The organism is Streptomyces sp. NPDC051963, assembly GCF_044593495.1.
In the GTDB taxonomy this organism is placed as follows: Bacteria; Actinomycetota; Actinomycetes; order Streptomycetales; family Streptomycetaceae; genus Streptomyces.
On record NZ_JBIUCC010000006.1, the window covers coordinates 69,403 to 95,132 of the forward strand.

The window sequence follows — 25,730 nt, forward strand, 5'->3', positions numbered from 1 at the left end:
CTCACCTGCCTGCACGACAGTTACGACCGTACCGGGAGCCCGGCACGGTCTCGTGAACCGAGGCACCCTGCCCATGAGTGTCCCACCCATCCTGAACGTCTACCGCCACGACGGCATCCGCGCCACCGACGTCGATGTCACCGCCGTGACCTTCTGCGACTGCGGCGCCCTCAACGCCTTGTCGCACACCGCCGGGGTGCGCGATGCCGACCGCTGAGGCAGCCAACTCGGTGCGGTGCGCGTTCGGATTCCCCGTACGCGACGACGGCTCCCGGCGGCGGGGATTCGACGGAGCACTCCCGATCGCCGTCGGTCGACTCACCGGTGCCGACCGCGCCTTCGCCTGCACCGGGATCCTGGTTCGTCCGCACGCGCGGCACCGGGATGTGGCCCGGCGGCTGCAGGAACGGCTGCTCGCCGAGCACCGGGCAGCACTCGGTGTCGCCTTGGCGGACCGGGCCGACCAGCCGGTCCTGGCCGCTCTCCGTTCCTGGGGCTGGAAGGATGTCGGAATCGTCCGCAGGCCGGCCGACGGGATCGTGTTCCTGATCCCGGCTCCCCCCTTGGGAATGCGAACGGCGGCGAGGCCGGAGAGGCTTGATCACCACGCCTTGACCCGGTGCTCGCCGTGATCCCCGGCAACCGGTCGGCGCGGATCCAAGCTCTCGTGGCCGAGCAGGCGGCCCTGCGAGGCGCCCGAGTCGGCGTCCTCGACGTGTGTACGGCGGCGGTGGCGGCGCTGCCGGTCGTCGGGGCCGGGATGTCCGCGATGTCCCGTGGCCGGGCGAGTCATCCGCTGTGCAGCACCGACTCCGTAAGTCAGCAGCTGGAAGAACTCCAGCTCACACTGGGCGAGGGACCGTGCGTGGACGCCTACGTCCTCGGCTCGACGGTCCTCTGCCCGGACCTGTCGGCCGGTGAACTCCAGCGGCATTGGACGGTGTTCGCCGACGCGGCCCTGGAAGCCGGGGCGAAAGCGGTCTTCGCCTTCCCCCTGCAGATCGGGGCGATCAGTCCAGGCGTACTCGATCTGTATTCCAGCAGCTCGGTCGAGCTGGACGCGGACGAGGTGGCCGACGCGATGGCCTTCGCCGACACTGCCACGTTGCTTCTGCTCGATGCCCGGATCAGTGAGACGGGTGTCCCGTTCGACACCAGTGCGTCCGGCACCGACGCGGGTGCCCCGAGCACGTCCGCCACCGACCTGCCAGGCGCCACTCCCTTCGACGACCTGGGTGGTTACCGCACCGAGATCGACCAGGCCACCGGCATCCTCATGGTCCAGCTCGGCGTCGGCTTCGAGGAAGCCTTCATCCGCCTGCGCGCCCACGCCTACGCCCACGGGACGCGGATCTCGGTGGTCGCCGCCGATGTGGTCGCCCACCGGCTCCGCCTCCCCCCGGACACAACTCCGTCCGACACACAACCGCCGGACGCCCGCCCCCCCGAAGACGAGCCCTGATGCTCACGCCCCACACACAAAGGTGTGCTCGATGAAGGAGCAGCGGATGGCCAGGACGTTCGTCGAGCTGACGGACAGTCTCGTCGCCGACTTCGACCTCATGGACTTCCTGCACCTGCTCACCGCTCGCTGCGTCGACCTGCTCGACGCGAACGCGGCGGGAGTCCTGCTCGCCGATCGCGATGGCGTGCTGCACGTCATGGCCGCCTCCGACGAACGGGTGCGCCTCCTGGAACTCTTCCGGCTCCAGAACCACGAGGGCCCCTGCCTGGACTGCTTCCACTCCGGAATTGCGGTCTCCGCTCACGACCTGCGCGACGAGGTCGTCGGCGCCCTCAATCTCTTCCACACCGCCCCGGCGCCCATCAGTCCCACCGCTGCCCCCTTCGCTCAGGCCCTCGCCGACGTCGCCACCGTCAGCCTGCTGCCACAACGCACCACCAAGCGCAGCACGCTCCTCAACGAGCAGCTGCAGACAGCCCTCAACAGCCGCGTCCTGATCGAGCAGGCCAAGGGAAAACTCGCCGAACGCCACCACACGGACATGGAACGGGCCTTCACCACCCTGAGGGCCTACGCCCGCTCCCACAACCGCCGCCTCCCGGACGTCGCCCGCGCCTTCATCGACGAAACCGAACGCCTCCCCGGCCTCAGTTCGGGAAACTCCTGACCAGACCCCTGCAAGAAGGGTTCGTCATGCCACTCCGCCCTCTTCCCGAGTCCTCCCTCTACACGCTCGACTCCGGCGACGACCTCGACCGCCTCGACGAGGAAGAACTGAGCGCGCTGGACGCCCACTGGCGGGCGGCGAACTACCTGGCCGTCGGACAGATCTACCTCATGTCCAACCCCCTGCTGACCGAGCCCCTGGCACCTGAGCACGTCAAACCACGACTGCTGGGGCACTGGGGCACCTCACCGGGACTGAACCTGGTCCACACCCATCTCAACAGGGTCGTGAAGGCAAGGGACTTGGACGCGATCTGTGTCTGGGGTCCCGGTCACGGCGGGCCGGCCGTGGTGGCGAACTCCTGGCTGGAGGGCAGCTACACCGAGACGTACCCGGACATCACACGGGACGCGGCCGGCATGGCTCGCCTCTTCCGGCAGTTCTCCTTCCCGGGCGGCATCCCCAGTCATGTCGCACCCGAGACCCCCGGATCGATCCACGAGGGCGGCGAGCTGGGCTACTCGCTCTCGCATGCCTACGGGGCCGCGTTCGACAACCCGGGGCTTCTGGTGGCGTGCGTGATCGGCGACGGTGAAGCCGAGACGGGCCCGCTGGCCGCCTCATGGCACTCCAACAAGTTCCTCGACCCGGTACGGGACGGTGCCGTCCTGCCGATCCTGCACCTCAACGGCTACAAGATCGCCAACCCGACGGTCCTGGCCCGGGTACCGGAGCCCGAACTCGACTCCCTGCTCAGGGGATACGGCCACGAGCCCCTCCATGTCACCGGGGACGACCCGCACGCGGTTCACCAGGCGATGGCCCGCGCCCTGGACGAGGCCCTGGACCGTATCGCCGCCTTCCAGCACGCCGCCCGCACGGAGGAAACTGCCGAACGCCCCCGCTGGCCGGTGATCGTGCTGCGCACGCCCAAGGGCTGGACCGGACCCGCCGAGGTCGACGGCCTTCCGGTGGAGGGCACCTGGCGAGCGCACCAGGTGCCGCTGCCGGCTGTGCGCGACAACCCGGACCACCTCAGGCAGTTGGAGCGATGGCTGCGCTCCTACCGACCCGAGGAACTCTTCGACGAGCAGGGACGCCCCCGGGATCAGGTCACGGCCTGCGTCCCCGACGGCGCCCACCGCCTGGGCGCCAACCTGCACACCAATGGCGGCCTGCTGCTGCACGACCTGCCCCTGCCGCCCCTGGAGCGGTTCGCCGTCCCGGTGGACAAGCCCGGCGCGACAGCGCACGAGCCGACCCGCGTCCTCGGCGACCTGCTGGCGCAGGTGATGGCCGACTCGCGCGAGCGGCGCGACTTCCGGCTGGTCGGCCCGGACGAGACGGCCTCCAATCGCCTCCAGGCCGTCTACGAGGCGAGCGGCAAGGCGTGGGAGGCCCAGGTCCTGCCCACGGACGAACACCTGGAGCGCGGCGGCCGGGTGCTGGAGATCCTCTCCGAACACACCTGCCAGGGCTGGCTTGAGGGCTATCTCCTCACCGGGCGGCACGGCCTGTTCTCCTGCTACGAAGCCTTCGTCCACATCGTGGACTCCATGGCGAACCAGCACATCAAGTGGCTGCGCGTCGCCCGTCGACTCCCCTGGCGCCGCCCGATCGCCTCTCTCAACTACCTGCTCACGTCACACGTGTGGCGCCAGGACAACAACGGCTTCTCGCACCAGGACCCCGGTTTCGTCGACCACGTACTCAACAAGTCGCCTGAGGTCGTGCGGGTTTACTACCCGCCGGACGCCAACACCCTGCTGTCCGTGGCGGATCACGTGCTCCGCAGCTGCGACTACGTCAATGTCGTCGTCGCGGGCAAGCAGCCCTGCTTCGACTGGCTCGACCTCGAATCCGCCCGCGCGCACTGCGCCCGCGGCGCCGGGATCTGGGCCTGGGCAGGCACCGAGTCCGACCCCGGCGAGCCCGACGTGGTGCTCGCCTGCGCGGGCGACGTACCCACCCTCGAAGTGCTGGCCGCGGCCGCACTGCTCCGCCACCACCTGCCCGAACTCGCAGTACGGGTGGTCAACGTCGTCGACATCGCCCGGCTGCTGCCCTCGGAGGAACACCCGCACGGCATGCCCGACAGCGAGTACGACGCACTGTTCACCCCCGACAGGCCCGTCGTCTTCGCCTACCACGGCTATCCGTGGCTGATCCACCGGCTCGCCTATCGCCGCGCCAACCACCCGCACCTGCACGTGCGCGGCTACAAGGAGGAGGGCACCACCACGACCCCGTTCGACATGGTCGTACGGAACGACCTCGACCGGTACCGGCTGGTCATGGACGTCATCGACCGGGTACCCGGTCTCGCGGTCCGCGCGGCAACGCTGCGGCAACGCATGGTCGACGTCCGATACCGCCATCACGACTGGATCCGCACCCATGGGGCGGACCTGCCCGAGGTCGCCGAATGGACCTGGAGTCAGTGACCATGCGTGCGGCAGAGCAGCGGGTGGGGCCGCCGCCTAAGATGTCATTTCAGTTGGCGAGTCTGCGGTGGCATTTGAGGGTCGCGGCTATGGCGGTGAAGGCGAGAAAGTGTTCCGGCTTCGCTCGTAGCGGCGGTGGAGACGTCGGCAGCCGGACAGCCAGGACACGGTCCCGTCCACGACCCTGCAGTATTTGCCCAGGCGTTGGGATGACTCGATGCCCTTGCGGGCGAGGCGGTGCCGCATGCCGCGGGAAGACAGCCAGCGCCCCAGGTGCCGGTAGTCGTAGCCCTTGTCGCCGTGCAGTTTGCCGGGCCTCCGGCGTCGTGGGCCGCGGTGTGAGCGGATGGGTGGGATACCGCGGACCAGCGGGATGAGGGCCTGGCTGTCGTGGAGGTTCGCGGCGGAGATGCCGATCGACAGAGGCAGACCGTGGCGGTCGACGATGTGGAGCCGCCGTGGCCGGGCCGTGAAGTTGGTGAATCCTTCGGCGACGACATGCCGTGCATGGGGGGCACCCAGCTGAACGCGGTGCGGCTGAGAATCCTGGCGTCGATAACGGTGAATTGCGAGAAGGGTTGGTTGATCCAGTCCTGCCGGAGGAACGCGGGCATGTGTTCGGGCGGGAACTGCTTTCGCTCTGAATCCAGCCAGGGGCCGAGGCGTGTTCTGCTGCCCCGGTGCGTGCGGATCAGTGGTCCGGCGGCTTCGCGCATCCGGTCGGAACAGCCGTCGGCCTTTTGGCAAAGGCCGTGGACCAGGACGTGTTTTTTGGATCTCGACCGGTCTTGGGCAACGAGCGGAGCAAGTGTCGCCTGCTGGTCGCCGTGACCTGCGGAAACCGTAGGTTGATCCTCGCTGGCCCTTGCGCGATCCTCCACGCGGCCCGGCTGGCTCATGGAAGGACACCTGCCGGGGTGCGGCACCGCCTGACGCAGGCGGGCGGCGTCCTGGCTGGGCGGCGCGCCGAACTGGCGGCGATACTCCCGACTGAACTGTGACGGGTTGTCGTATCCGACGCGTTGGCCGACCCCGGTGACATCGCCCGGGTGAGTGGCGAGCAGCAGCCGGGCCTCCTGCAGCCGGATCTGCTTCTGGAACTGGATGGGGCTCATCGCGGTCACCGCCTGGAAGTTGCGATAGAAGGCGGAGACGCTCATCCCGGACATCTGTGCCACGTCCTCAACCCGGAAGGGCTGCGCGTAATGCTCGCGGATCCAGCCCACGGCCCGGGAGACGTGGCTGAGGCTGCTGTCGGCCAGGCCGAGTTGGCGAACCGTCGCACCTTGCTCGCCGGTGATCACACGCCACAGGATCTCGCGCTTGACCAGCGGGGCCAGAACGGCCCGGTCGCGGGGCTCGTCGAGCAGGCGCAGCAGCCGCACTCCTGCGTCGAGCAGCGCGGCCGGAGCGTCGCTGACGGCGATGCCCGACGGCGCGCCTCCGCTGGTTCGGGGGGTGTCTCCGGGGCCGGCCTGCAGCAGCAGTTCGGCAACGGCGGACGGTTCCAGCATGAGACCGAATCCGAGGGCCGGCTGCTCGGGGTCGGCCTGGGTGAACTGCCCGGTGACGGGCAGGTCAACGGATGCGACCAGGTACTGCCCGGGCCCGTACTCGTACACCCGCTCGCCGAGGGCGAGGCGTTTGGCGCCCTGCGCGATGACCGCCAGCACCGTGCCGGACATCGAGGGTGACGGCGGATCGGGCCGGTCGACCTTCGAGATGAGGACGCCGTCGATGGCAGTGGTCCAGTCGGGGCGGGCATGCCGGGCCAGCAGGGTGCGGAGCTCTTCGAGGTGCATACGTCCATTGCAGCACCACTCCACGCTGTGGCTCCCGTCCACGCGAGGATCGTGCAAGTGAAAGCGAGCATTGTTCTAACGTTTTCGCAGGTCAGCTCGGTTCAATGGAATCACCTCACTCCATCACCGAGAAAAGGAAGCCATGATCGCCAACTACGGCTTCAACGCCACCCTGACCGCCAAGCCCCACATGGGCGACCAACTGGTCGAACTGCTGCTGACCGGCCTCAACGAGGGCAGCCCCGGCGCAAGCGAACACTGCGTCGTCTACCTCGTGTCCCGGTCCGCGTCCAGCCCCGACATCGTCCACGTCACCGAGGGCTGGACCAGCGAGGAGGACCACCACCGGATCTTCGCCGGCGAGGCCGCCCAGGCCATCGTGGCGCAGATCGACCCGCTGCTGGCCAAGGAGTCCGAGTACACCGACTACGTCCCGGTCCGCGGCAAGGCCACCTTCTGAAGCCCCCGGATCGAACCCCGGCCAGCCGCCTCGGCGCCTGCCGAGGCGGCCCCCATCCTCGCTCGACCGTCCGGCACCACTTACGAAAGGCCAACGACCATGACCACGGCACGCCCCACCTTGGACCCCGAACTGCGTGAGCTGCTCGCCGACATGCCGCTGATGTCCCAGCTCAGCGCAGAAGTACTCACGCAACTGCGCCAGCTCCCGTCGACGCCCATCGAGCTCCTCCTCGCTCACCGGCAGGTCGAACGGCGCGAAGTCACCGTGCCCGCCAAGGACAGTGCCCCGATCCCCCTGTCAGTCTTCAGACCCACGCACACCGATCGCACCACCGCCGCGCCCTGCGTCTATTGGATGCACGGCGGCGGGATGGTCATGGGTGACCGCTTCTCGCAGATCGACATCCCCCTGGAGTGGCTCGACGAGTTCGGCGCGGTCGTGGTCTCCGTGGACTACCGGCTCGCACCCGAGGCCACCGGCACCGCCCTGGTCGACGACTGCTACCAGGGACTGCTGTGGGTCGCCGAACACTCCGCCGAACTAGGCATCGACCCCGCCCGGATCATCGTCGCCGGCGCCAGCGCGGGCGGTGGCCTCGCCGCCGGCGTCACCCTGCTGGCCCGCGACCTCGGCACCCCGGCGATCGCCGCGCAGATGCTGATCTGCCCCATGCTCGACCACCGCAACACCAGCACCTCCAGCCGCCAGTACGCCGACGGGCCCGGCGTATGGACCCGCGAGATGAACGAGTTCGGATGGCGTGCCGTCCTCGGCGACCTCACCGACCACGAGGTGTCCCAGTACGTTTCGCCCGCGCTGGCCGACGACCTCTCCGGCCTGCCGACCACCTACATCGACACCGGCTCCGCCGAAGTCTTCCGCGACGAGGACACCGACCACGCCACCCGCATCTGGGCGGCCGGCGGCCAGGCCGAACTCCACGTCTGGGCGGGCGGCTTCCACGGCTTCGACGCCCTGTACCCGCAGGCCCGCATCTCGGCCACGGCCCGCCAGACCCGCACCGCCTGGCTCGCCCGAGTCCTGCCCTCGAACTCCGCCGCATAACGCCGACGGCTCACACACCACACCCACCACCGCACACCAGGAGGAACACCATGAAGGTCGCCATCGTCACAGGCGCCAGCTCCGGCATAGGACGAAGCGCCGCGATCGAGATCGCCAAAAGCGGAAGCGGAGTCATCCTCACCTACAGCACCAACCCACAAGGAGGGCTGGAGACGGCCGCCGCCATCGAGAAGGAGGGCGGCACGGCCGTCGCACTCCCGCTGGACGTCAGCGAAGCGGGCACCTTCCCGGCCTTCAGCGACACGGTGACTGACGTGCTGCGCGACACCTGGCAGCGCGACACCTTCGACTATCTGGTCAACAACGCCGGTTTCGCGCACACATCGTTGATCGAGGACACGACCGAGGAAATATTCGACAGGCTCATGCGGGTCCTGCTCAAAGGCCCGTACTTCCTGACGCAGAAGCTGCTGCCCCTGATGGCGGACGGCGGAGCCATCGTCAACACGAGCAGCAACTCGGCGACGGCTGTGACCGGCCTGGAGCCCGGCTACTCCGCCTACGCCTCGATGAAGGGCGGACTGGACGTACTGACCCGGTACATGGCCAAGGAATTCAGCACGCGCGGCATCCGCGTCAACGCCGTCTCGCCCGGGTCGACCCGCACCCGGATCGCCGACGACGCCTTCACCCGGTTCCCCGAGGTCGTCCCAGCCCTCGCTGCGAAGACCGCGCTCGGCCGGGTCGGCGAACCCGAGGACATCGGCGCGATGATCGCCACACTGGTCTCCGACGAGAGCCGCTGGGTCACCGCTCAGAACATCGAGGTATCGGGCGGCTACAACCTCTAGCGGAGAAGCACTGAAGATCTTGGTACAGGGCGTCTGGCTGTCGCCTGGGCGCCCGCCCCTATGCGGTCGCCGGGGTGTGCGACCCGGCGGCGCCTGCAGTCCCCACGAGTACCGCAGCCTTCGAATACGTGACGGGTACCAGCAGTACGCACCGACCTTGCGCCCACCGACCTCCGGTGGTTGGCATGACCCTCAGCTGCCGCCGGACCGGAGTGCCGCCAGATGGCCCGAGACCTGTCGCAAAGTCTGATCCCAGACCCTGAAGAACCAGCTCCCCTCGAGAACAAGCCCGTGCTCTCGGCGAAGAAAGTGCACCAACTCCACGGCCGATAGGGAGTCCAGCCCATTCGCCCCAAGCGTCGCGTCCACATTGATATCGGTTCGCGGTGTCCCAAGTGCGGCGGCCATCCCGTCAAGGAGCCAGGACAGTTCTTCGGCCGAGTCTCGTGCCGATGCCTGCTCGAGGGGTGGCGCATGACCCTGATCGCCGTCCAGGACGCTCCTCGCTGCCGAAGCGAAATCCATCAGTGCCGTTCGAACGCCAACCCGCTGCTCTCCACAAATGGCGTGGTATGCGGCGATGCTGTCGTCGCTTGTGCCTGCGGGCCTCGCAGCAACAGCCGTCATTGCCGTATGGAAGAGAACCAGTCCGTCTTCTACACGTTTCGCGGATTCAAGGAAACGCGCCGTAACGACCTGGGCCGGCTTCCTGCACTCCCAGGCCGATGCCCTGCCGGCCTGCGACTTCTTCGAGACCATCGCTCTGTCCGGGACGCGGCTGTACGTGTCCGCCGTGCTCGAGCACGGCGGCCGGCGCATCCGCATCCTGGGCGCCACCGCACACCCGACCACCTCCTGGGTGACACAGGCCGCGAAGAACCTCGTCATGGACCTCGACGAAGCCGGCTGCCGGGCCAGGTTCCTCATCTGCGACCGCGACGGCACGTTTCCCGCCCTGTTCGAGTACCTCGAGATCTTCCACAACCGCAACGCAGGCACTCTGCCCTGGGAATGCTGACCCCGGTCCAGTACGAGCTGCAGCAACCGCCTGTGGCGTGAAAACTAGCAACGCGACTCCACACAAGTCGGGGCACACCAGAGCCTCCACCGATCCCGGAGCGGTTCAGTCCAACCGGTAAATCCCCGCGAGGGTGGCCTAAACCTTGCCCAGGGCAAGGGACTTGTCGTGCTTGCCGAGCTGCGCCGCACGACGGAGCGTGCTCCCTCGAAAGGAGCCGCACCCACCTCTGGACGCCCTCATCACCCAGGCCATCTGACCAGGCACCCTCACCGCACGTCACGGAGGCCCATTCCTTCTGAAGGGATACCCGGGAGCACGCCCAACCAGCACCCAGAACACAAGCCCATACCCGCAAGGCAAGGCCACCCCATCGACGGTCAGCCACCGGCCACGAACCGGACACGGATGTGAATGCGCGCGCAAGAATCGGAATTCACAATGCGCCGAAATCGGAAAGTGGAAAATAAGGAACCTGACAGACTGCTTGCGCGGCCCTCAGAATTCATTTGATTCATTCTCTCCCAATGTCTTGCCCAGGCGCGCGAATTTCCTCTACTTTCACAGCACGCCTGACAGGGCAGGCCGGTCTGCCGCCGCCTTGGACCCCACACCCTCACGGCGTTGCGTCGCCGCCACCCTTTCATGGTCAACTGCACGTCGGCGATGGCCCGGCAGCCCCCCACATGGAGGAATTCTCCCATGAGCATCACCAGACGAACCCTGCTCGGCACGGCACTCGCCGCCACAGCGGGACTCGGTACAGTCGCCCTCCAGGAGGCGGGCGCCTCGGCCGCCCTGCAGGGCACGACGGGCGGTCCGGCCGCGAGCCCGCCAGGCGACGTCGTCGGCAAGATATCCGTCGGCTACCAGGGCTGGTTCGCCTGCACGGGCGACGGAGCACCGATCAACGGCTGGTGGCACTGGAGCCAGGACATGAGCCGCCCGCCGTCGCCGTCCAACACCACCATCAAGTCGTGGCCCGACATGCGGGAGTACAGCCGTGGATACGCCACCCAGTATCCGAACCTCAACAGCGGCGGGGCCGCGACACTGTTCTCCTCGTGGGACCAGCAGACGGTCGACACCCATTTCCGCTGGATGCGCGAGAACTCCATCGACACCGCCGCGTTACAGCGGTTCAATCCGTTCAGCCCGGAGGGACCGACGCGGGACGCGATGGCTCAGAAGGTGCGGCAGTCCGCCGAGGCCAACGGCCGCAAGTTCTACATCATGTACGACGTGACCGGCTGGACCTCCATGCAGTCCCAGATCAAGGAGGACTGGACGTCGAAAATGAAGGCACACACGTCGTCAAGCGCCTATGCGCGGCAGAACGGCAAGCCCGTCGTGTGCGTTTGGGGATTCGGCTTCAATGACTCGGGACGCCCCTTCACGCCGGCGCCGTGCCTGGACGTCGTCAACTGGTTCAAGGCTCAAGGCTGCTACGTGGTCGGGGGCGTGCCGACACATTGGCGCACCGGCACCGAGGACTCGCGCGCCGGATTCTCCGACGTGTACCACGCCTTCAACATGATCTCGCCGTGGATGGTGGGCCGGATCGGCAGCGCCGCTCAGTCCGACCAGTTCTTTCAGAACGTCAACACCCCCGACCAGGCGGACTGCAACGCCCACGGCATCGACTACCAGCCCTGTGTCATGCCGGGTGACCTTCAAGAACGCCATCGCGCCCACGGCGACTTCATGTGGCGGCAGTTCTACAACATGGTCCGCGTCGGGGCCCAGGGCATCTATATCTCGATGTACGACGAGTTCAACGAGGGCAACCAGATCGCCAAGACCGCGGAGACCGGCGCAGACGTGCCGTCCGGTTCGGGCATCTGGGCCCTGGACGAGGACGGCACGCGCTGCTCCTCCGACTACTACCTGCGGCTCACGCGCGACGGCGGCCGGATGCTGAAGAAGGAGATCGGCCTGACGGCCACGCGGCCCACACAGCCGACGGTATGACAGGAGACCCCGGCCCAGGGACGGCGCCCGGGGTCTCCTCCCACGCGGGGCGGACGTCGCACGGGCGTCCGCCCCGGCCTCGTACCGACGCGAGCGATCCGTCTCCCCGACGGGTCTCAGGCTCTGTCCCTGCCCCGCGGCCACGGTGCGAACGTGGCATGGAAGAGCGTCGAAGCAGCTCCCACGGCGGCGGACTCCGCGCTGAGCACCGAGGCTTCCACCTCGACGCGTCGCAGTCGGCGCGCGGTGGGGAACTCGTTGACAGCACGGCCGATTTCGTCGAGGTAGAACTCGGCGACGTCGTCGGTGAAGAACGGGCCGCCCAGCACGATCACGTCGATGCCGAGCAGATCGACCAGCCCCAGAGTCCGCGTCCCACCGCTCCGCTTCTCACCCCTGTACGGCAAGAACGGCCGCGTGCAAGCGGCCGTCGGGATCAACATGACGCGCGCGCTGCGTTCCCTGCACCCGCGGGTGGCTGCCCGCACACCCCGGTCGGAGGTCAACGGGCTGTCCACGGCGACCTGAATCCGCACCATTGGTCGGGCGAGCAGCCGCCGGAAGATGACCGGGTGGCGAGGCAACTGATGCCCCGCCACCCGGTCATGCCGGTCCCTGGGCGCGCAACGCCCGCTAAGGCAGCATCGCGCTAGGGAAGCATGTTGATCTTGAACGTGGACGTCGTGTTCTTCACGTCCAGCGCGTTGTCGCTCATCTTCAGGTTGTGAAAGGTGACTTCACCGACGGCGGGACCCTGCCCGGCCTCCGGCATCTCGTTGGCCCACAGGCCGAACCCGGACTTCGCATCGTACGCATCGCCGCTCTTGTGCGCTCCGGAGATCGTCACGTCCGTGAGGATGGTGTCCTTGATCGGGAACTGCGGCTGTCCTCCCACATAGTTGGTCTGGAACATGATGCCGCTGTACGTCGGATCGACGATGTCGACGTTGTTGATGCGGATCCCCTGGAAGACCTTGGACGCGGAGAACAGCCAGATACCCGGGAAGGTCTGCGCTCCCCAGAAGTGACCGCCCGCCCGGACGATCGAGATGTTCTCCAAGGTCGTCGGATCCGTGCCGAAGCCGTTCATCGGGTAGCCGAAGTCCAGCGAACTGACGGTGATGCCGGAGTACACGAGCGTGTCGGCGATATGGATGTTACGGAAGGTGTTGTTGTAGCCGCCGTAGACGGCGATGCCCGCCGCGCGCCACGTCAGGATCGACGTGAGGTTCTCGTACACGTTGTTCTGCTCGTCGGCCCCGCCCGCGTCGATCGCGGAGAACAGCGCGAAGCTGTCGTCGCCGGTCGCCCTCGCCTCGTTGTTGACGACGTGGTTGTCCGTGCTGCCGTTGGTCATGTTGATGCCGTCGGCGAACATGTCGCGGATCCGCGAGTTCTTGACGGTGATGCTGTCGGTGTTCGCGCCCCAGTAGAGGCACACCATGTGCTCGTTCCAGATGTTGTCGATGGTGATGTCGGAGACATTGGAGAAGTCGAACACCTTGCCCGGCCCGTCGATACGGGACGTGTAGTTGCCGAAGTACGCGAAGTTCGCGAACGACGACCCCTTGGCGGCGGCCTCGGCCCGGAAGCCGATGTCGGTGTTGTCCTGCGAGGACGGCGCGTGGAAGCGTGTGAACCAGGGCCCGGCGCCGACGACCTGGACCGGCTTGCCGTACACCTGGAACTTGCTCGACGTCTCGTAGTCACCGGCCGGCAGGTAGACGCCGACGAGCTTGCCCGTAGTGTCCATGCGCACCTTGTCGAGCGCGTTCTGCACGTCCTGCTGCGAGAAGCCGGCCGGCACGACGTACGTCGCCGGATCAGGGTTGGGCACCTGCGAGACCTGCTCCAGGCTCACGAAGTCGATCGCGTACTTGGAGTCGTTGGCTGCGTCCTTCTGGAGGCGGATCTTACTGCCGGCCGGGACGGTCTGGCCGAGCATCAGGTTCGCCTCGTCGTAGATGTGCCGCGGCGACCCCGAGCCCGGCGAGTTCCCCGGCCCTGTCTCCGCCCCGTACAGCCAGGCGTACTTGGACGTCAGGTCGATGGCCTTGAGGAACGTGCCGTCGACGTAGACGTTCAGGGTGGAGTTGGTGCCGCCACCGCCCGCGGAGTCCGGGATGGAGAAGCGGGTCACCAAGGTGTTGGTGCTGGCCTTGGTGGTCCATTCCACGTAGTTGCCGGTGCTGTTGAGCGTGACGGCCTTGCGGCCCGACGCCTCGCCCGCGATGTCGCCGACCGTGCGGTTGGGACCGACGGTCTGCGCGCCGCCGCCCACCGTGCCGTCCTCGGCCTCGTACATGTCGTACGGCATGTTGGCGCCGCGTCCGACGAACAGCGACTGGCTGCTGGTGTTGTTGTCGCGCTTGACCGGCAGTTCGTTCGCGTCGGCCGCGATCACGGTCTTCACGGTGAACTTGCCCTTGCCGGCGGTCCACGTGCCGAGCATCACCGGGGAGGTGGTGTCGCCCGCCGCGATGGCGCCGTCGTAGGAGCCGGTCAGCGTCTTGACGGTCGCGCCGGTCGAGTCGAGCACGGTCAGCGTGACGCCGTGGCCGCCGCTCGCCGCGGCAACCGTGCCCTGGTTCTTCAGGGCGACGGAGAAGGTGACCGTGTTGCCCTCGGCGGGCATGCTCGGCGACCAGCTGACCGGGGAGGCCACCAGGTCGGAGCTGACAACGGGCTTGATGACGAGGGAGGTTGGGCTGGTGTAGGCGTTGTTGCCCTCGTTCTGTTCGATGATCTTGTTGCTCGGGTCGGCGGTGGCGCTGATCTGGTAGGTCCCGGCATCGTGTGTGCCGATGTCGGCGGTGACCGTCGCCGAGGCATCGGCCGCCAGCGCGCCGACGGAGGCGGTGCCCGCCTTCTTCCCGCCGAGCTGGAACTCGACGTCGGTGGCGTCCGACGCGTCCGTGCCCGTGTTGCGCACGGTCGCGGTCAGCTTCACGGCGTCGGATTCGACGGGGCTGTCCGGGGCCGAAGTGATGCCGGTGACCTGAAGGTCCGGGTTCGGGGCGGGGGTGCCAAGGACCTGGAACTCGGCGACTTGACCCGCGGTGGCGCCCGAGTTGGCGGTGAACACCAGCTGGACGTCCGCGATCCGGCCGGAGACGGCGATGCGCACCGTGTTTCCGCTCGCCGGATCGAACGTGTAGTCCTTCGCGGCGACCAAGCTCGCGAACGAGGTGGCCTTCTGTTCCCGTCCGAGTACCTGGATCTTCTGGGTCCGGGTCGCCCAGGAAGCGTCCGGGCTGAGCTTCAGGACAACGGTGTTGACGTCCGCGTTGGCTCCCAGCTTGACCGTGAGGGAGTTCGGGTAGGTGTTCGCACCGCCCTCCCAATAGGTGCTCGTCTTGTCGTCGTTCGCGTTCTCCGCGACGAAGGTGAAAATCGAGGACGACGCCGTGATCGGCTTGCCGACGGCGAGGTTCGCGTCCTCGGTCGTGGAGCCGTTGCGGGTGACGGTGTTGCTGTTCGCGGACTGGTTGCCCGCCGCGTCCTTGGCGCGCACGTAGTACGTCACCGTCGCCGAGGCGGACTGCGTGTCGGTGTAGGTGGTGGTGTCGCCGTCGACACTCTTGCGCAGGGTGCCGTTGGCGTAGAGGTCGTAGCCGGTGACCTTCACGTTGTCGGTGGACGCCTGCCAAGTGAGCTTGACCTGCCCGCTGGTGGCCTCGGTGTAGGCCAGGTTGCCAGGTGCGGTCGGAGCCTGCGTGTCGCCCGAGTCTCCCTTGCGCGTGACGGTGTTGCTGTTGGCGGACTGGTTGCCGACCGCGTCCTTCGCACGCACGTAGTACGCGACGGTCGCTGAAGCAGGCTGCGTGTCCGTGTACGTGGTGGCGTCACCGTCGACGGAGGTTCTCAACTCGCCGTTGGCGTAGACGTCGTAGCCCGTGACCTTGACGTTGTCCGTCGCGGCCTTCCACGTCAGCTTGATCTGCCCGGTGGCGGGTTCGGTGTAGGCCAGCTCGGTGGGCGCGGTCGGCGCCTGGGTGTCGCCCGTGGTCGGTCCGTAGACCTCCAGCTCCGACAACTGCCCTGCGGGCTGGCCGGTGTTGGCGCTGATGAGTACGCGGACGTACCGCGTGGTCGTGGCGTTGAAGGTCACGTTCTGCGACTGCTCGTTCGCCGCGTTGAAGTCGTAGCCCTTCGAAGCGGTGATGTCGCTGAAGTCGGTTCCGTTCGTGCTGCCTTGTAGCTTGAGCGTCTGGGTCCTCGCGCCCCAGTTCGTCGGCAGGCGCAGCACCACACGGTCGACGCGTACGGACGAGCCGAGGTCGACCTGGACCCACTGCGGGAGAGCGTCGTTCTGGCTTTCCCAGTAGGTGGCCCGGTTGCCGTCACCGGCGTTGACGGCCGAGTACGTCTGCGTGTGACTGCTCGCCGTGAACTGCTTGCCCGCGGCCAGGTTTGCGGAGGAGTCGGTCGCGCCGTGCACTTCCAGTTCGGACAACTGCGCGGCCGTCCAGCCGGTGTTCGCGGTGATGTTGATCCGCACATACCGGGTCTGAGTGGCCGGGAACGAGATGGTCACCGTGTTGCCCGCGCTCGGCGTGAAGGCGTACGACGCCGAGGTCTTGATGGTGTCGAAGCTCGTGCCGTCGGCGCTGCCCTGTACCGCGAGTGTCTGGTTGCGGCTCTCCCAGGAGGCCGGGAGCTTCAGAACCACCTCGTCCACACGGGCGGCCACACCGAGGTCGGTCTGCACCCACTGGGGAAAGGTCGAGCCCGAACTCTCCCAGTACGTGCCGGCGTTGCCGTCCGTGGCGTTGGCGGGGCCGTACTCGGACTTGGAACTGCTCGCCGTGGCGCTCTTGCCCGCGGCGAGGTTGGGACCACCGGCGGCCGTCGCGGTCACCGTCAGCGCGGGAAGTCCGATGAGGGCGAGCGCGGCGGTCAGCAGGACGGCCAGTAAACCGCGTCTCCAACGTGCTCTGTTCATGCTTCTCCTGCCCTTGAAGGGGGGCGCGTGGATGCGTAAGGTGCGAGAGAGTCATGGGTCGTGTTTTTGCGTTCAATTGTTGCAGAGTTGCATAGCGATGTTGCTCAGTCCACAGTCTGTGCAGAGATAGTTGCTATCCCTTGTTTGGCCGGGAGGCAGCGGCGCATTCATGCGACGGCTGCGGCACTCGCTCGGGATCACGAGACGCGCCACGTACAGGACGCCGGGAACCAGCGCCGCGTGCGCTCATCGCAAGTTCATCGAGCCGTACCTGCCGATCGGCGAGTACGGCCCATACACCGAGCGGCTTCGACAGCAGTTCGAGGGCGCGATCCAGCGGTTCAAGGCGGGCGGGCAGTGGCGGGAGATACCGCAGGAGTTCGGTGCCTGGTCAACCGTCTCCAACCGCTTCCGGCAGTGGCGTGACGCCGACGTCTTCGAAGTCCTGCGGGAGGACCTGATCGCGGAAGCCGCGAAGCGGGGTGAGGTGGACCTGTCCCAGGTCAGCGTCGACTCCACCACCGCCCGGGCCCACCACGGCGCGGCCGGGATGCACCTGGCCAAGATGTGATCACTGTCCTGAAAGAAGCGGCTGCCGAGGAGAAGAAGGTCAGGTCAAAGGGGGCAGCCTCAAGGAGCGAACGGGCAGGTTGCCGAAGCGGATCCCGAGGGGGAGCTGCGACGACGCGTCCTGCGTCGCCGAAAAGCTCCGACTGAAAGCTGCCCTCCTGCTATCTCCAGGATGGATCCTGAAGGGTATCCAGCAGTTGATAGGCATGTCTGTTACATCAGGTCTGATAGAGCGGAGGTTCCGGAGCGAGAAGGTGGTTTCACCCACTACAGGCAAGGTCGCCTGGGTGATCGTCGACACCGCGGCGTACGAGTTGCATCCCGCAGGCACGACGTTCGCCCGCGCCCACCACCCCGAGATCGGCACCGTCCCGCTCCCCCGCCCACCACTGGTTCAAGAGCTGCGCCACCTCACCACGCTGCGGTAGGACGACATCCGCCCGGCCGCAGAGGCCGGGCGCCGGCGGACGCGTACGTGTCCCGTTCACACGCATCCTGGCGTCAACGGCGGAACATCCAAGAGTGATTGACGGTTCATCCATACGTGATCGCGGAGGGGACAGTGTCCCCGGGCCTCACCCACAGCCCATGGGGACGATCGTCCGGCTGAAGCCCCATAGGGCCCTTCGTCGAGAGGCGACCACCCTCCGCACGTCACCGCGCACGGGCCCCGGCAGGTCTCCCCCGTCCTGCCGGGGCCTTCCGCTGTCCTGACTCACCGGCCTCGCGTGGCCTGCGGCGATCACTGAGCTCTTTCAGAGCGGCCATCGATCGGGTGACGGGCCGACGTCCCGCAACGCACGAGACTCCTGTGCCGTTGAGAGAGGTGTTCGACGTCTCAACTCATCAGCACAGGAGCCTCGTTGCTCCCCTTTCCTGCCGCACTCAACCTCCCTCACGCCCTGGTCGAGTGGGTAATCATGCTCATCGTCACCCGTGAGGGTGACCGCCGCTGCAAGCTCCGGCCTCACCAACGCGAGCTTCCGAATCACCGCGGCCTGCAGTGCAACAGCCGCGAACCGTACGTTCAAGCGATGTGATCACTCGATCGTGACTTCCTCCGCTCCCCTACCCGCTGTGTCGTGATGCTGGAGGGACGGCGTGCAAGCGGCGCCGCCCGGATGTGATGTGGGTGGGGAGTGGCATGACGCACGAAGCGGGACGGCACGGGGGCCTGGATGAGCGGGCGGTCCTGCTGGTGGCTGGGTTGGCCGATCTGGCGGTGAGCACGGTGGGTTCGGCTGTGGGGACGATGCGTGGACTGCTGCGTCGTTCGGACGCCGCGGAGCTGGCGGCGCAGGCCGAGCATGATCTGCTGGCGCGCGGGCGTCTGGTGCTGGACCGGTACGCGGCCGTACCTCCGGCGCATCTGGAAATTCTCGCCCGGCACGCTCTGGCTCGGCGGGCTGGCGATGATGCCTGACCGGTGGGAGCCGACCGCGTTCAAGACCCGCGTCGACGAGGTATTACGCCCGTTCGTCGCCCAGGAGGCCAACCAGTTCGCGGTGATCGATCCGGTCCTGGGACCGGTGGCTGAGCAGTTGGAGGCTGCAGTCGCGGACGGCAAACGGATGCGGGCGGCATTCTGTTACTGGGGCTGGCGCGCGGTGGGACAGCCGGACAGTGACGCGCTGGTGCGGGCGGCGGCCTCCATGGAGCTGGTACATGCCGCCGCGGTCGTGCACGACGACCTCATCGATGACAGCCCCCTGCGGCACGGCCGGCCCACCGCGCATGTCGCGCTTCGCGGTGCTTTACGCCGTCGCCCGCGTGCCGTCGCCGCCGCCAGGTCGTTGGCGATGCTGGTGGGGGATCTGCTGATGGGGTTGGCCGGGCAGCTGTTCGCCACAAGCGGTCTGCCCGCCGCGTACCTTGCCCGGGCCCGCCCCTTGTGGTCGTTGCTGGCGCGGGAGTTGATCGCGGGTGAGTGCCTGGAGATCCTGCGTACCGGGGCCGAGCCGGACACCACGGCATCGCTGAAGGTGATCCGGTACAAAACCGCTAAGTACACCGTAGAGCAGCCCCTGCTGATCGGCGGCGCGCTGGCCGGCGCCGGCGGGCGGCTGCGCGAGGGCTACTCCGCCTACGGCCTGCCGCTGGGCGAGGCGTTCCAGCTGAGGGACGACCTGCTCGGCCTGTTCGGAAACCCGGAACACACGGGAAAGGCCAACGCCGACGATGTACGCGGCCACCGGCCCACGGCCCTGCTGGCGGAGACGTGGCGCATCGCCGGTGACGACGACCGCGAGCAGCTCCGCGCCGTCCTGGGCCGACGCGACCTGGACGGGAACGGTCTGCACGCGGTACGCGAGGTGATGCGCCGGCTGAAGACCCCCGACCGCGTCGAGAACATGATCGCCGCGCGGGTCGAGGAAGCCCTCGACGCGCTCCACGAGCTGGATATGCCTGCGCCGGCGGCCGCTGCCCTGACCGCGCTGGCGCATTCGGCAGCGGTTCGCCTGTCCTGACTCACACACGGGCGGCGCAAGCCCGTGCGGTCCCCGGCCGCCGGCACTCCCGTCTGTCGTGGACCACACCGTGGAAGACAAGGAGCCCTGCCATGACCTACACCGAGGCATCGATGGACGCCCTGCGGCGGGCCGGTGACGAACTCGCCGACGCCACTGTCGCCGCGCTCTTCGAACGCGGGGAGGTGGGCAAGTTCAACACCCTGATGCGCTACGTCTCCACCGCCGGTGCTCCCCTGCCGGACGGGTTGCCCGATGTCGCCCGGGAGTACCTTCAGGCCACCAGTGTCGCGCCGGCGTGGGTCGACTGGGGAGAGATGGAGAAGGCCCGGCTGTTCTTCATCGACAACAACGTGCACATCTCCACCGCGCTGTCCTTCGCCTCCATGCCCGCCTGCTACCTGGTCCCGCACGTTGCGAAGCTGCTGTCGGCCACCCATGGGCTGAAGTACCCCTCCAAACGGATGGCGGAGACCGGCCAGTTCACCGTCTACCTGATGCAGCCCGACGCCTTCGAGGCCGGCAGTCGCTTCATCCCGGCCGCCCAGAAGGTCCGCCTCCTGCACGCCTCCATCCGTCACCAGCTCGAACGCGAGAACCGGTGGGACACCGGCGCGCTCGGAACGCCGATCTGCCAGGAGGACATGATCGGCGGGCAGATGTTCTTCTCCCTACTCGTGCTGGACAGCCTGCACCGCCTCGGCATCCATATGTCGGCGGAAGGCGCCGAGGCCTACTACTACGCCTGGCGCGTGGTCGGTGCAATGCTCGGCGTCGACCAGGAGACCGTCCCCAAGACCCTCGACGAGGCCCGCCAGTTCCTCGACCTCCACATGATCCGGCACATGGGGCCTTCCGAGGAAGGCACGCACCTGACCCGGCAGCTCATCGACCTCTACGAAGAAGTCGTACCCGGGACCTTCTTCGACCCGATCGTCTCCGCTCTCATCCGCCACCTGATCGGCGATACCTGCGCCGACTGGCTCCAGGTGCCGCGCACCACATGGGACACCGTCGTCAAGGCCGTGCCCCACCTTCTCGGCGTGGTGGAGACCATCGAGGACCGCTCCCCCCTCGGTGCCTGGGCGTTGGACCGCCTCGGCCACCTCACCACCATCCTCGAACTGTCCTCCCTCACCCGCGGACGCGTCATGCACTACACCGTCCCCGAACACCTCAAGAAGGACTACGGCATCTCCAACACGGTGCCCCGCACCCACCGATGGACTCCGCCTGCCACCACAGTCTCCTAGAGGTTGTCCCGTAGCCGGTGGGGCGGTTGGGGGCGTTGGCTGGGTATGGGTGGGGTGGTTTCAGTTGGTGATCCGAAGCGGTTGGAGCCGCTCGCCGGGTTGAGCGAGGTGCAGTTCGCCCGGCTGGTGACGTTGCGGCAGGTGGCACCGTTGCTCGGGGTCTCAAAGTCCGCGGCCGAACGCATCCTCGATCACCTGGCACCGCAGCTGGCCATCGCGCCGGCCCGACGTCCGCGCAAGGACACCGTCCACATTGGCGACGGCACCCTGGTGCCCACCCCGGGCCGCAGCGGCGCAGCGTCCGGCAAGAACCATCGGTACCCGACGGATCTGCAGGTCGCCATCGACGCCAACAGCCGCCTGATGGTGGCGATCGGCTTGCCGTTGCCCGGCAGCCGCAACGACTGCCGGGCATTCACCAAGTCCGGTGCAGACCGGGCCTGCCGCGGCGCCCCGACCATCGCCGACGGTGGCCACCAGGGCACCGGCCTGCTCATCCCGCACCGCAAACAACGAGGCCAAAGACACCTCAGCCCACAGCAGTAAGCAGACAACGCCGTTCACCCTGGGGCACCGGTACGAGTCGAACACGCCCTGTTCCGCCTGAAGAACTGGAAGATCCTGCGGGACTGCCGACTCACAGGGCAGGGCGTTCACCAAGCCATGCTGGACATCGCCCGACTTCACAACCTGGCTCTCACCGAACAACCCACACCCCACACGGGACAACCACTAGCCGCCGGCCGACCAGGACACGATGTGCTCCGGAGTGATCGTGACGATGGTGCGCAGGTTCGACCAGCGGGCGACGTAGCCCTCAACGTCCTCGGGGGCGAGGTAACGGCGGGCGATCGCCCGAATCTGCTCGACCGTGGCGGCGTCATGTCCAGTGGCGACGACGGCGTCTCCGCGCATCATGACCGCAGGGTAGGGCTCCTCGAAGGTCTGGACGGAGAAAGCAACCCTGGGATCGCTCAGCACGTTGCGCACCCAGACACGAGTTTCGGTGGTCCAGATCGTCACAACGCCCGAATTCCACCGGAACCATACGGGGATGGCATGGGGTGATCCGTCACGACGCAGAGTCGCGATGACGCCGAGTGGGGTGGGAAACGTCTGGGCGAGAAACGCTTCCAGTTCCGCCTCGTTCATGCTCATGATCTCGTACCTCCCAGGAGTCGATCCTGCTGTCTCGCCGCTTGTTCGTCTCAGCGCGCCTCGTGCAGGTCGGCCACGTCGAAGCACTCACACCTTCTGTGTAGCGACCGCTACGAACGTAGCAGTCGCTACACTCTGGCTCAATGGGACTCAACGGGACAAGGAGGCTTCATGGTCCGAAACACCGCGCGCCGTGACGGGCTGGCCGTCCTGGCGACCGACTACGTCCTTGACCACGGGTTGATCGGCCTCAGCCTGCGCCCCCTCGCCGCAGCGATCGGCACCAGCGACCGGATGCTGCTCTACCACTTCGCCGACAAGGACGACCTCGTCGCCACCGTGCTCCGGATCTCCAACGACCGGTCGGTCCAGTCCGTCCGGTCACTGCCGAAGGCCCGGAGTGTGCGTACAGCGGTCCTGGCCCTGTGGCAGGTCAGCACCTCGGACGCGTCCGACCGCTGCCACCGGGTGTACGTCGAGGCCGCCGCCCTGGGGCTGCTCGGGCACGAGCCCTACGTGTCAGTGGTCCGCGAGGCCAACGAGCGCTGGGTGGAAGCCCTCGCCGACCATCTGATCACCGCGGGCTGCACAAGGGCCCGGGCGAAGCGCGCAGTCGCCCTGCTCGACGCCGCGTTCATGGGCCTGCAGTTGGACCTGCCGCTCAACCCCGACGAGTCTCACCGCAGACGCGTAGTCAACGACCTGGCAGACGCGATCACCGCACTCGCGAGAGGCTGACCATCGCTGGCCACATCGAACGCGAGGCGGATGGTGTGGCGTCCGGGGGCGAGCGGCGCCCTAAGCCTTTCTCATACGAGACGCCCGGATCTGTCCCGTGCTCCCGCGAGGCAGAACACACGCTTGGGCACACGCCCTCGATCGGCGGTGCGCCCAGGCCATGACCGACCGTCTCATGATCTCGCGCAGGTCGTGCTGGGCGGCCGGACGAGGTCCAGGGCCCGGCCGCGGCGTTCGAAGCGCCAGGCGGACAGCACCGGCTCGATCAACTCCCAGCGGGCATCGGACAGATCACTCGGATACGCACGGAATGGACGCGATGCCGTCGCCTTGCGCGAGCAGCCACGCTGGCGCAACCTGAGCGGACGTCGCGCCGAGCTGCTTGACGACGTCGTCCACCTGCTCCCACGATCCGGATGTTCGCCTCCAGGTTGTCCCCCGCGAAGCACGGGTTGGACCGGCGCCAGTCGTGGGCGTCGAGCTGGCCGAACCAACCGAACACGTCCGGAAAGCGAATGGCGCCAGAGATCAAACCCGACCAGCGTGGTGCACGGGTCGTGCTCAGCAGCAAGACACGGTGTCCTCCAGCAGATCTGGGCGCATCTCCTTCACCGAAACCCTGCGCTCCGCACGCGTGTCCGTGGCCGTCACCCGCGGGCGGTCTTCCCCCTGAACTACTGGTCAGAGCACTGCAAGTACTCCAAGAGGATCTCCTGGAAAGACTCCTGCCCGCCAGATGGCTCCGCAGCCACCCCCGTGTCGTGAAACGCAAGAGGTCCAACTACTGGCTCAAGCGGGCTGAGCACCATGAGTGGCCCCAGCCGGCCCGCGCCGGCGCCCAAGGCATCCGCTTCAAACGACCCCAGGCTCAGGCCAGCCCATCGGGATACCCCATGCCACCGGTCGACACCCGCCCAGGCAGGCAGCGTCACCGCGAACCGAAAACCTCAGTGAGGTCTTCTCAGTGGTAAGAGATGGTCCGATTCAGGCTGCCTTCTGGACGGCGGGTTTCTTGATCTCGGTGGTCACCCGTGCCCCTCGGACGAGCACCGGGAGCCACACGAGACATGCCAGTAGGGGGACCTCGGCGTAGGCGGCCATGCCCACACTGGAGCCCAGCCCGTCCATGAGCGCGCCGAGGACGAGATAGCCGATGCCGATGAGCGCCGACTCCACGAATGCGATCATCGACAGCAGGCTCGCCCGGTGGCGCGACGGCACGGCCTCGTTGAACGCGTTGTCCACGATCACGGCGGTGATCTCGGGAATTCCGACCAGGGCCAGGAACGCGGCGATGGTGACCCAGACAAGGCCGAGGCCGCTGAGGCCGAGTGCCGTGGCGAGCGTCAGGAGGGACACCGGGGCTATGACCCGATATCCGATGCGCCGGTCCGCGCGGTCCGACAGGAGTGGAGTGAGTCCGCCGACGAAGAATCCGGCCGAGATGACCACGCTGACCAATGCGGTGCCCGCTCCCTGATCGGAGAGGGTCTTCTGCGTGAAAATGATGTACGGCGTCAAAGTCGCATGCATCAATCCGGACACCACGACAAGCGTCACGAGCGCCGGCGTGGCGACCCGAAGCATCGCCCGCCATGCTGTGGCGTCGCCGTGCGCCTCGGCTCCGTCCTGCTCGTCCACCGCGTCCGCGCCGCGGATCTCGGGCACCCTTGACATCAGCACCACCACGGCCAGGACGAGGCACGCCGCCGAACCGACGTAGACGACTCCCCAGGAAATCTGCTGCAGTTGGCCGCCGAGGACGATGGCGGCTCCCGAGGTGACCGTCCCGAGCATGGTGAGCCGGGACTTGATCTTGACGTAGCCGGCCGTTGCACCACGACGCACGAGCAGGTCGTACAACAGGGCGGTGTCCGAACCGGACACACATGCCATGCCCACGCCCTGCCCGATGAACAGCGCCAGGAACACCCAGTAGTTGAAGAACGCCACCTGGCCGAGCAGACATCCAGCTATCAGCATCTGGCCGATCACGATGCTGGCACGCCTGCCGATTCGGTCGGCGATGACTCCCGTCGGCAACTCCGCAAGTCCGCTGACCAGGTAGAGCAGTGTCTGCAGTAGGGCCACTTGTGCGGCGGAGAAGCCGCGCTAATAGAGGAAGATGACGAATACGCCACGCTGGAACAGCGAGTTGGTGAGCACGGCATATACGTAGAACGGGCGCGTGACACTTCGTGCTGCATTGTCGACTGCAGCCGACCCGCCAAGGGCCTCCGTGGTGCCGGTCATGCTGCGGGCTCCCTGGTGACCCTGGTGATCATTAGTGTTGGGCCTCCGCCGCCGACCGGAACCTCCAGTCCGTACCTCGCGCAGGATACTGGGCCGGTCATCCGGGAACCGTTGCCAGCGCCGCGGCACTGGGCACGCTCCGGCAGGCGGTCCTCGTGCTGCGCTGGTTCCGTGAGCGGGGCTGTGTGCACTACCTGGCCAGGGACGCCGGCATCTCCCAGGCCACCCGATATCGCTTCCTGCACGAGGGCATCGACATCCTCGCGGCCCAAGCAGCCGGTCTGCACGAAGTGTTGGACCGCTGCCGCGAGGAGGAGATGAGTCACGTGATCCTTGACGGCATGCTCATCGAGAGCGACCGCCTGGCCGGCACTCGGGACAACGGCAACGACCTGTGGTTCAGCCAGAAACACAAGAGCTTCGGCGGCAACGTCCAGTTCCGGTCCGCTCCGGACGGCACCCTGCAGTGGTCCGCCGCCCCAAGGGGAAGTCGGGACAAGCCCTCACGTCGACACCCGCACCACGAACTGCCTGGTCAGAGACCTTCGCGCCCTCGGTGAGCGCACCGCTGCCGAACTCAACAACGCTGGCGCACGCTCAAGCGCGTCACCCTCAGTCCCAGCCGCACCGGCGAAATA

General features: G+C 67.3%; 21 protein-coding genes and 6 pseudogenes. 19 read left to right on the plus strand and 8 right to left on the minus strand.

Features of this window, described 5'->3' with window-relative positions:
• Window positions 1–73 precede the first annotated feature (73 nt).
• Genes ACIHFB_RS24780 through ACIHFB_RS24800 form a run of 5 tightly spaced genes read left to right on the plus strand, consistent with a single transcriptional unit; the run spans window position 74 to window position 4,576 of the window.
• Window positions 74–217 carry a hypothetical protein gene (locus ACIHFB_RS24780; RefSeq protein ID WP_365281721.1) on the plus strand — a complete coding sequence of 48 codons (144 nt, stop codon included), beginning with the start codon at window positions 74–76 and terminating at the stop codon, window positions 215–217.
• Complete coding sequence (locus ACIHFB_RS24785) at window positions 204–632, plus strand: hypothetical protein (RefSeq protein ID WP_365281723.1); 429 nt, start codon at window positions 204–206, stop codon at window positions 630–632. The genes ACIHFB_RS24780 and ACIHFB_RS24785 overlap by 14 nt, the downstream gene beginning before the upstream one ends.
• Entirely contained in the window at window positions 620–1,462 is an 843-nt protein-coding gene (locus tag ACIHFB_RS24790; protein WP_400127931.1) for a GAF and ANTAR domain-containing protein, read from the plus strand. Before ACIHFB_RS24785 ends, ACIHFB_RS24790 begins: the two co-directional genes overlap by 13 nt.
• A 31-nt stretch (window positions 1,463–1,493) precedes the next feature.
• A complete protein-coding gene (locus ACIHFB_RS24795) occupies window positions 1,494–2,132 on the plus strand; it encodes an ANTAR domain-containing protein (protein ID WP_400127932.1) in 639 nt (212 codons plus the stop codon).
• A 26-nt stretch (window positions 2,133–2,158) separates the two neighbouring features.
• Window positions 2,159–4,576 carry a phosphoketolase gene (locus tag ACIHFB_RS24800; protein ID WP_400127933.1) on the plus strand — a complete coding sequence of 806 codons (2,418 nt, stop codon included), beginning with the start codon at window positions 2,159–2,161 and terminating at the stop codon, window positions 4,574–4,576.
• Between the two features lie 49 nt (window positions 4,577–4,625).
• On the opposite strand, the pseudogene ACIHFB_RS24805 reads toward ACIHFB_RS24800, so the two are convergent.
• Both ACIHFB_RS24805 and ACIHFB_RS24810 read right to left on the minus strand, forming a co-directional pair.
• Window positions 4,626–5,023 (minus strand): annotated as a pseudogene (locus ACIHFB_RS24805) (transposase); the annotation flags it as partial.
• Window positions 5,024–5,471: 448 nt separating this feature from the next.
• A pseudogene (locus ACIHFB_RS24810) lies at window positions 5,472–6,378 on the minus strand (AraC family transcriptional regulator N-terminal domain-containing protein).
• A 142-nt stretch (window positions 6,379–6,520) separates the two neighbouring features.
• Between ACIHFB_RS24810 and ACIHFB_RS24815 the strand changes: the two are divergent.
• From ACIHFB_RS24815 to ACIHFB_RS24825, 3 genes are all read left to right on the plus strand, one after another.
• Window positions 6,521–6,838 carry an antibiotic biosynthesis monooxygenase gene (locus ACIHFB_RS24815; protein WP_365281730.1) on the plus strand — a complete coding sequence of 106 codons (318 nt, stop codon included), beginning with the start codon at window positions 6,521–6,523 and terminating at the stop codon, window positions 6,836–6,838.
• Between the two features lie 99 nt (window positions 6,839–6,937).
• Window positions 6,938–7,906 (plus strand): alpha/beta hydrolase, encoded by a 969-nt coding sequence (locus ACIHFB_RS24820; RefSeq protein ID WP_400127934.1) that lies wholly within the window; start codon window positions 6,938–6,940, stop codon window positions 7,904–7,906.
• A 50-nt stretch (window positions 7,907–7,956) separates the two neighbouring features.
• Window positions 7,957–8,718, plus strand: coding sequence for an SDR family NAD(P)-dependent oxidoreductase (locus ACIHFB_RS24825; RefSeq protein WP_400127935.1), 762 nt, complete (start codon window positions 7,957–7,959; stop codon window positions 8,716–8,718).
• 192 nt (window positions 8,719–8,910) lie between these two features.
• On the opposite strand, the gene ACIHFB_RS24830 is transcribed toward ACIHFB_RS24825, so the two are convergent.
• Window positions 8,911–9,477, minus strand: coding sequence for an acyl carrier protein (locus ACIHFB_RS24830; RefSeq protein WP_400127936.1), 567 nt, complete (start codon window positions 9,475–9,477; stop codon window positions 8,911–8,913).
• A 25-nt stretch (window positions 9,478–9,502) separates the two neighbouring features.
• On the opposite strand from ACIHFB_RS24830, the gene ACIHFB_RS24835 reads away from it, so the two are divergent.
• Together ACIHFB_RS24835 and ACIHFB_RS24840 are read left to right on the plus strand one after the other, a co-directional pair.
• Window positions 9,503–9,736 carry a hypothetical protein gene (locus ACIHFB_RS24835; protein ID WP_400127937.1) on the plus strand — a complete coding sequence of 78 codons (234 nt, stop codon included), beginning with the start codon at window positions 9,503–9,505 and terminating at the stop codon, window positions 9,734–9,736.
• A gap of 702 nt (window positions 9,737–10,438) precedes the next feature.
• A complete protein-coding gene (locus ACIHFB_RS24840) occupies window positions 10,439–11,707 on the plus strand; it encodes a xylosidase (protein WP_400127938.1) in 1,269 nt (422 codons plus the stop codon).
• Window positions 11,708–11,823: 116 nt separating this feature from the next.
• Here ACIHFB_RS24840 and ACIHFB_RS24845 read toward each other — a convergent pair whose 3' ends face one another.
• Together ACIHFB_RS24845 and ACIHFB_RS24850 are read right to left on the minus strand one after the other, a co-directional pair.
• Entirely contained in the window at window positions 11,824–12,114 is a 291-nt protein-coding gene (locus tag ACIHFB_RS24845) for a hypothetical protein (protein ID WP_400127939.1), read from the minus strand.
• 242 nt (window positions 12,115–12,356) lie between these two features.
• On the minus strand, window positions 12,357–16,652 hold the full coding sequence (locus tag ACIHFB_RS24850) for a discoidin domain-containing protein (RefSeq protein ID WP_400127940.1): 4,296 nt from the start codon (window positions 16,650–16,652) through the stop codon (window positions 12,357–12,359).
• A gap of 169 nt (window positions 16,653–16,821) precedes the next feature.
• On the opposite strand from ACIHFB_RS24850, the gene ACIHFB_RS24855 reads away from it, so the two are divergent.
• The 7 genes and pseudogenes from ACIHFB_RS24855 to ACIHFB_RS24885 form a co-directional block, all read left to right on the plus strand.
• Window positions 16,822–17,223, plus strand: coding sequence for a transposase (locus ACIHFB_RS24855; protein ID WP_400127941.1), 402 nt, complete (start codon window positions 16,822–16,824; stop codon window positions 17,221–17,223).
• A gap of 253 nt (window positions 17,224–17,476) precedes the next feature.
• Complete coding sequence (locus tag ACIHFB_RS24860; protein ID WP_400127942.1) at window positions 17,477–17,650, plus strand: hypothetical protein; 174 nt, start codon at window positions 17,477–17,479, stop codon at window positions 17,648–17,650.
• 435 nt (window positions 17,651–18,085) lie between these two features.
• Window positions 18,086–18,205: pseudogene (locus ACIHFB_RS24865) on the plus strand (IS5/IS1182 family transposase); the annotation flags it as partial.
• A gap of 161 nt (window positions 18,206–18,366) precedes the next feature.
• Window positions 18,367–18,645, plus strand: coding sequence for a polyprenyl synthetase (locus ACIHFB_RS24870; protein ID WP_365281737.1), 279 nt, complete (start codon window positions 18,367–18,369; stop codon window positions 18,643–18,645).
• Window positions 18,635–19,690 carry a polyprenyl synthetase family protein gene (locus ACIHFB_RS24875; protein ID WP_400127943.1) on the plus strand — a complete coding sequence of 352 codons (1,056 nt, stop codon included), beginning with the start codon at window positions 18,635–18,637 and terminating at the stop codon, window positions 19,688–19,690. The genes ACIHFB_RS24870 and ACIHFB_RS24875 overlap by 11 nt, the downstream gene beginning before the upstream one ends.
• A gap of 92 nt (window positions 19,691–19,782) precedes the next feature.
• On the plus strand, window positions 19,783–20,943 hold the full coding sequence (locus tag ACIHFB_RS24880; protein ID WP_400127944.1) for an oxygenase MpaB family protein: 1,161 nt from the start codon (window positions 19,783–19,785) through the stop codon (window positions 20,941–20,943).
• A gap of 45 nt (window positions 20,944–20,988) precedes the next feature.
• Window positions 20,989–21,642: pseudogene (locus tag ACIHFB_RS24885) on the plus strand (transposase); the annotation flags it as partial.
• Between the two features lie 33 nt (window positions 21,643–21,675).
• On the opposite strand, the gene ACIHFB_RS24890 reads toward ACIHFB_RS24885, so the two are convergent.
• A complete protein-coding gene (locus ACIHFB_RS24890; protein WP_400127945.1) occupies window positions 21,676–22,101 on the minus strand; it encodes a TIGR03618 family F420-dependent PPOX class oxidoreductase in 426 nt (141 codons plus the stop codon).
• Between the two features lie 171 nt (window positions 22,102–22,272).
• Here ACIHFB_RS24890 and ACIHFB_RS24895 point away from each other — a divergent pair, with 171 nt between their 5' ends.
• Window positions 22,273–22,839 (plus strand): TetR/AcrR family transcriptional regulator, encoded by a 567-nt coding sequence (locus ACIHFB_RS24895; protein ID WP_365281741.1) that lies wholly within the window; start codon window positions 22,273–22,275, stop codon window positions 22,837–22,839.
• 174 nt (window positions 22,840–23,013) lie between these two features.
• Here ACIHFB_RS24895 and ACIHFB_RS24900 read toward each other — a convergent pair.
• Window positions 23,014–23,129: pseudogene (locus tag ACIHFB_RS24900) on the minus strand (IS5/IS1182 family transposase); the annotation flags it as partial.
• A gap of 694 nt (window positions 23,130–23,823) precedes the next feature.
• Window positions 23,824–25,092, minus strand: a pseudogene (locus ACIHFB_RS24905) (MFS transporter).
• Between the two features lie 155 nt (window positions 25,093–25,247).
• Between ACIHFB_RS24905 and ACIHFB_RS24910 the strand changes: the two are divergent.
• Window positions 25,248–25,652, plus strand: a complete 405-nt coding sequence (locus tag ACIHFB_RS24910) for a hypothetical protein (RefSeq protein WP_400127946.1) — start codon at window positions 25,248–25,250, stop codon at window positions 25,650–25,652.
• Window positions 25,653–25,730 lie beyond the last annotated feature (78 nt).

What these genes read in the sequence shown, in the direction of transcription:
- ACIHFB_RS24780 (WP_365281721.1), top strand. Translation starts at nt 74, where the DNA reads ATGAGTGTCCCACCCATCCTGAACGTCTACCGCCACGACGGCATCCGC.
- ACIHFB_RS24785 (WP_365281723.1), top strand. Translation starts at nt 204, where the DNA reads ATGCCGACCGCTGAGGCAGCCAACTCGGTGCGGTGCGCGTTCGGATTC.
- ACIHFB_RS24795 (WP_400127932.1), top strand. Translation starts at nt 1,494, where the DNA reads ATGAAGGAGCAGCGGATGGCCAGGACGTTCGTCGAGCTGACGGACAGT.
- ACIHFB_RS24800 (WP_400127933.1), top strand. Translation starts at nt 2,159, where the DNA reads ATGCCACTCCGCCCTCTTCCCGAGTCCTCCCTCTACACGCTCGACTCC.
- ACIHFB_RS24815 (WP_365281730.1), top strand. Translation starts at nt 6,521, where the DNA reads ATGATCGCCAACTACGGCTTCAACGCCACCCTGACCGCCAAGCCCCAC.
- ACIHFB_RS24820 (WP_400127934.1), top strand. Translation starts at nt 6,938, where the DNA reads ATGACCACGGCACGCCCCACCTTGGACCCCGAACTGCGTGAGCTGCTC.
- ACIHFB_RS24825 (WP_400127935.1), top strand. Translation starts at nt 7,957, where the DNA reads ATGAAGGTCGCCATCGTCACAGGCGCCAGCTCCGGCATAGGACGAAGC.
- ACIHFB_RS24830 (WP_400127936.1), bottom strand. Translation starts at nt 9,477, where the DNA reads ATGGTCTCGAAGAAGTCGCAGGCCGGCAGGGCATCGGCCTGGGAGTGC.
- ACIHFB_RS24840 (WP_400127938.1), top strand. Translation starts at nt 10,439, where the DNA reads ATGAGCATCACCAGACGAACCCTGCTCGGCACGGCACTCGCCGCCACA.
- ACIHFB_RS24850 (WP_400127940.1), bottom strand. Translation starts at nt 16,652, where the DNA reads ATGAACAGAGCACGTTGGAGACGCGGTTTACTGGCCGTCCTGCTGACC.
- ACIHFB_RS24855 (WP_400127941.1), top strand. Translation starts at nt 16,822, where the DNA reads ATGCGACGGCTGCGGCACTCGCTCGGGATCACGAGACGCGCCACGTAC.
- ACIHFB_RS24870 (WP_365281737.1), top strand. Translation starts at nt 18,367, where the DNA reads ATGACGCACGAAGCGGGACGGCACGGGGGCCTGGATGAGCGGGCGGTC.
- ACIHFB_RS24875 (WP_400127943.1), top strand. Translation starts at nt 18,635, where the DNA reads ATGATGCCTGACCGGTGGGAGCCGACCGCGTTCAAGACCCGCGTCGAC.
- ACIHFB_RS24880 (WP_400127944.1), top strand. Translation starts at nt 19,783, where the DNA reads ATGACCTACACCGAGGCATCGATGGACGCCCTGCGGCGGGCCGGTGAC.
- ACIHFB_RS24890 (WP_400127945.1), bottom strand. Translation starts at nt 22,101, where the DNA reads ATGAGCATGAACGAGGCGGAACTGGAAGCGTTTCTCGCCCAGACGTTT.
- ACIHFB_RS24895 (WP_365281741.1), top strand. Translation starts at nt 22,273, where the DNA reads ATGGTCCGAAACACCGCGCGCCGTGACGGGCTGGCCGTCCTGGCGACC.